Consider the following 5,203-nt stretch of genomic DNA (forward strand, 5'->3'; position numbering starts at 1 on the left):
GTAATAAATTTACTTTAATGGGAGGTATATTGAAATGATGGACAAATTCTCTAAACTTATTGGTGTCGACTCCAAAACCGCTGAGGGACAAGCTGCGGCACAAGCAAAGGCCCCGGATATTTGTTTTACTTTTGTAGGGTGCCTTCTTGATGGAGTAACGAAAGCAAGACTAAATCCTTCAAGTCCGATTGGTGTTAGCTGCTGCAAATAATTTAATTGTCTAATGTAATTCCATGCGCGGTATGAACGCGAAATTTTGTATCGTTTTGCATTTTGAAAGATAAGAAAAGTAGCGGGCAACCGTCGAAATGCGGTCTATTGTAAAAAGGATTGAACCAGCGGTTCAATCCTTTTTACAGTGGCGCTCTTTTCTCCAAATTTATGAACGATTTTTTTAAGGAGTCCGTGTTCTTTAAAAGAATTTCAAGACGTTATCATTTTTCATACGCTCAATTAATCAACATTCGCCTATGTCCTGCATACAAATGTAATGAATGATTGTATGGAGGAGGTTAGAAGGATGTCATTAGATAAAGATTTGCAGTGCAGAGAGATCTATACGAAGGCTGTCTGTGGCAAAGGACGCAAATTTTCGCAAGTAACTAACACGGTCACTCCGCCTCATGCTCCGACCAGTATTCTGGGTGCTTGGATTATCAACAACCAATACGATGCGGTGAAGTCGGGGGAAAATGTGGAAGTGGTAGGTACTTACGACATCAACATCTGGTATTCGTACGACCGGAATACCAAGACGGATGTCGCGAAAGAAACCGTTTCTTATGTGGAAGTGGTGCCGCTCCACTACCTCGATAAGAAGCATAAACCGTCGACGGCCGAAGTGGCGGCGGTCGCAACGCAAGAACCGAACTGCGTGGAAGCCAGCATCTCCTCGCACGGAGATAACGTGCTGATTCGCGTCGAGCGGGAATTCAAGGTTGAAATGTTCGCCGAAACGAAGGTGTGCGTCGTTGTCTGCCCGAACGGCTGCGACGAATACGACGACAAGCATGTGGACTTCGGCGGTGTGGAAGACGGCGATTTTGAGGATCTCGATCCCGATCTGCTTGACGAGGAATTGAGCTGATTTGTTGTTAATATATGCCGAACGGTCGCAGGTTGGAGAGGGCGTTTGCCCTCTTTTTTGTTGGTTGAACCCAATTATTTTTTACCCCAAGAACGGGTGTTATAAGCCAGGACGGTACTTAACTTGTAGGGGGAGGAATCGGCATGCGCGCATTTTTGCTGCACTCCGGCGAGCCGACGCTCGGTCTGCTGCTGGAACGGCTTCGCATTCCGCACGGAACGAAAACGCCGCAAGGAGCCGAAGAGCCGGGCGTTACGATCCATTGGGGTACCTATCATCCGGACCGTAGAGATAGAGAGGTGCTGCAGCCGGTGAAAAGCATGCTGCTGGCGGCGAACGGGCACCGCGCGGCGGAGCTGCTGGAGCTGCACGGGATCGATTGCGTCTTCGAGAAGCATGAGGCTGGCGACGCGAGACAAACGGGACGAGAGGGCGGCGGAGGACGCCGTCAAGACAACCGCTGGACGCACCGGTTCGTCGTGCCCGTGTTTCATCTGCAGGCGCTCTCCCTGTTCCATAAGCCGCAGACCGTGTTTTACGGAGGTCAGGCTAGAGAGAGCCTTGTGATGCGCGAAGGGGATGAAGCCGATTATGCGGAAATCGGGCGGGAGCAGCCGAGCTATTACGGCACTAAAGCGATGCGCGAAGCGGTAAAAGCGATTTATGCGCTCGGGCTCGATTACGGCGTGGTACGGATCGGGGTGAGGCCGGACGGCAGCCTCGCGGTGCGCGGTGTGGAGGCGGTGCCGCTCTTGACTCCGCGGCTGGCCGAGCTGTTCGCGGAAGCGATGAACCGATACGGTGAGCCGCCAGAAGAAAAGACCGCCGCGAAACGCGGGGATATCATGCTGGGCGCGGACCCGGAGTTTCTGCTGCTTAACCGGCAGGGAAAGGTGGCATTCGCCTCCCGGTTCGCGGAGAAGGACGGGCCGTTCGGCTGCGATTCGATCGTCTTGCCCGGCCGAAGAAAAATATTCGCGCTTGCCGAGCTGCGTCCGCAGCCGAGCACGGATGTGCGCGAACTGGTCATTCATTTGCACCGGACGATGCAGCTCGCGGCCAAGCGCATCTCCGATACCGAACTGATCTGGGTGGCGGGCGGCATGCCGGTCCGCGGTTTTCCGCTGGGCGGCCATATTCATTTCAGCGGCGTAGAGCTGAGCAGCCGGCTGCTGCGCGCTTTGGATAACTATGTGGCGCTGCCGCTGACGCTGCTGGAGGGGGAGACGACGGGGGCGCGCAAGCCGCGGTACGGATTTCTCGGCGACTTCCGCCGTCAGAAGCACGGCGGCTTCGAATACCGTGTGCTGCCGAGCTGGATGGTATCGCCTGCGGTGACGAAGGGCGTGCTGGCCCTGGCAAAGGTTGTGGCCGGGAACGACCGCGCGCTGAAGCAGAGGCCTTTGTCCGACCCGGAGGTTGTGAAGGCGTATTACCGCGGTGACAAGGAACGCATCCGGCTGCTCCTTCCTTCGCTCTGGAGAGATTTGGAGAGAATACCGGAGTATGGGCGTTACGAGAACTATTTAATGCCGTTTCGGCGCATGATGCTCCGCATGAAATCATGGAACGAGCAAGAGGATATCCGTCCCAAGTGGAAAATCTCTCCCTTCCGATAGAGGATGGGAGTTCTCTAGCAATTCGTGCTATAATGATGAAATGATAGAATAGCATGATACATATAGGAGCGAAACGTGTCGGCCGCTTGGGGCCGGCATGTTATAACTTCCGTTTTCCGGTCGGCCCGCTCAGGGGCCGGATTCGGGGAAGCGGACGTGTAGACGCAAACAGGCAGTTGGAGGATGAAGTATGGCCAAATATACGCCAATGATCGAACAATATCTTTCCGTAAAGGCGGAAGTGCCGGACGCCTTTTTGTTTTTCCGTTTGGGCGATTTCTATGAAATGTTTTTCGATGACGCCGTGCTGGCCGCACGGGAGCTGGAAATAACGCTGACCGGCCGAGATGGCGGCGGGGAAGAGCGCATCCCGATGTGCGGCGTGCCTTACCATTCGGCGGAAAATTATATTGCGCGCTTAGTTGAAAAAGGGTACAAAGTCGCCATTTGCGAGCAGGTGGAGGACCCGGCGGAAGCCAAGGGCGTCGTGCGCCGGGAAATTGTCCGGATCGTGACGCCGGGGACGGTGATGGATGCCCGCTCGCTCAGCGAGACGGTGAACAACTATATCGTCGCGGTCGTCTTCTCCGGCGGCGGGTACGGCTTTGTCGCTTGCGATATTTCCACCGGCGAGCTGTATGTGACGCGGCTTTCGGGTTCTTTCGAGCTGCTGCTTGACGAGCTCAACGCTTATAATCCATCGGAGCTGCTCGGGAGCGAGGCGGTGCTGGAGCAAATCCGGGGAGGCTCGTCCGCATGGCTGAAAACCGTGGTCATGACGCCGCGCGAGCCCGTATCCGGAGGCGGCTTGCCGCCGGAAGGGCTGTTCTCGGAGAAGCAGCTGGCGTCCTTGCCGGAAGGCGGCCGGGAAACGCTCGCGCTTTTGATGGGATACTTGCAGGAGACGCAAAAGCGCTCGTTATCGCATATCAAGCATATTCGAGTCTACGAGCCGAACCAGTATATGGTGATGGATCCGTTCACCCGCCGCAATCTGGAACTGGTGGAGACGGTCCGCGACCGTTCCAAGAAAGGGACGCTGCTCTGGCTGCTGGACAATACGGTCACGGCGATGGGCGGGCGTCTGCTGCGCCGCTGGATCGAAAAGCCGCTGATGAATGCGGCGCACATCAACGACCGCCTGGAAGCGGTGGACCGGCTGTACAACCAGCTGATCGTGCGCGACGAGCTGAAGCAGTCGCTCAAGGAAGTGTACGACCTGGAGCGCCTTACGGCGCGCATCGCGTACGGCAGCGCCAACGCTCGCGACTTGGTCGCGCTCAAGGTGTCGCTGCAGCAGGTGCCTGCGCTCCGTGAGCAATGTGAAGCAAGCGGTTCCCGCACACTTGCGGCTTTGGCGGCGCGGATCGATCCGTGCCAGGATTTGATGACGTGGATTGCGGAAGCGATCGTGGACGAGCCGCCTGTCTCCGTCCGTGACGGGGGCATGATCCGTGCCGGACTCAGCGCCCGCCTGGACCAACTGCGCGAAGCGAGTGCGAACGGCAAACAGTGGCTTGCCGAGCTGGAGAAGCAGGAGCGGGAGCGGACGGGCATCAAATCGCTGAAGATCGGCTTCAACAAAGTGTTCGGCTATTTTATCGAAGTGACCAAATCCAATTTATCCCAGCTTGAAGAAGGCCGGTACGAGCGGAAGCAGACGTTAACCAATGCCGAGCGGTTCGTGACTCCGGAGCTGAAAGAGAAGGAAGCGTTGATCCTCGAAGCGCAGGAAAGCATGGTCGATCTCGAGTACGAGCTGTTCGTGGGACTGCGTGACCAGATCGCTTCGTATATTCCACGGCTGCAGCAACTGGCCGAGCTAATTGCGACGGTGGACGTGTACCAGTCGCTCGCTCATGTGAGCGCTTCGAACAGGTTTACCCGCCCGGAAATCGGCGACTTTTATGAGCTGGAAATCGAGGAGGGACGTCACCCGGTTGTAGAAGCCGTATTGGAGGACGGCGTATTTATCGCCAACGAGACGAAGCTGACCCGCGAAGACGGCAACATGCTGCTGATCACCGGACCGAACATGGCCGGGAAAAGCACGTACATGCGTCAGGTGGCGATGATATGCCTGATGGCGCAGATCGGCTGCTTCGTTCCGGCGAAGCGGGCGAAAGTGCCGGTGATCGACAGGATTTTCACGCGCATCGGGGCGGCGGACGATTTGATCGGCGGCCAGAGCACGTTCATGGTCGAGATGATGGACATTCAAGTGATGACCGAAAAAGCGACGGAGCGAAGCTTGGTCATCATCGACGAACTGGGCCGGGGCACCTCAACGGGAGAAGGGATGTCGATCGCCCAGGCGGTCATCGAATTTTTGCACGATAAAATCGGCTGCAAAACGCTCGTCTCGACGCATTTTCACGAGCTGGCGCATCTGGAAGAAAGCCTCGGCGGCCTGCGCAATTACTGCATGGCGGTCAACGAGAGCGGCAAGCAGGTCACGTTCCTGCGCCGCCGGATCCGCGGGGCCGCCAGCCCGAGC

General features: G+C 56.6%; 4 protein-coding genes. All 4 read left to right on the top strand.

Annotation, left to right across the window (positions count from 1 at the left end; translation table 11 throughout):
• The first annotated feature begins 34 nt into the window (after positions 1-34).
• Entirely contained in the window at positions 35-211 is a 177-nt protein-coding gene (locus QJ48_RS36990; protein ID WP_157261680.1) for a hypothetical protein, read from the top strand.
• Positions 212-520: 309 nt separating this feature from the next.
• Positions 521-1,087, top strand: a complete 567-nt coding sequence (locus tag QJ48_RS18385; RefSeq protein ID WP_054974998.1) for an outer spore coat protein CotE — start codon at positions 521-523, stop codon at positions 1,085-1,087.
• A 143-nt stretch (positions 1,088-1,230) separates the two neighbouring features.
• Positions 1,231-2,706, top strand: a complete 1,476-nt coding sequence (locus QJ48_RS18390; protein WP_054974999.1) for a putative amidoligase domain-containing protein — start codon at positions 1,231-1,233, stop codon at positions 2,704-2,706.
• 190 nt (positions 2,707-2,896) lie between these two features.
• Positions 2,897-5,203: DNA mismatch repair protein MutS (gene mutS / locus QJ48_RS18395; RefSeq protein ID WP_054975000.1), on the top strand; the 2,307-nt coding region annotated here is incomplete at its 3' end.

Origin of the sequence: Paenibacillus sp. A3 (assembly GCF_001399685.1) — a bacterium.
GTDB lineage: Bacteria > Bacillota > Bacilli > Paenibacillales > NBRC-103111 > Paenibacillus_G.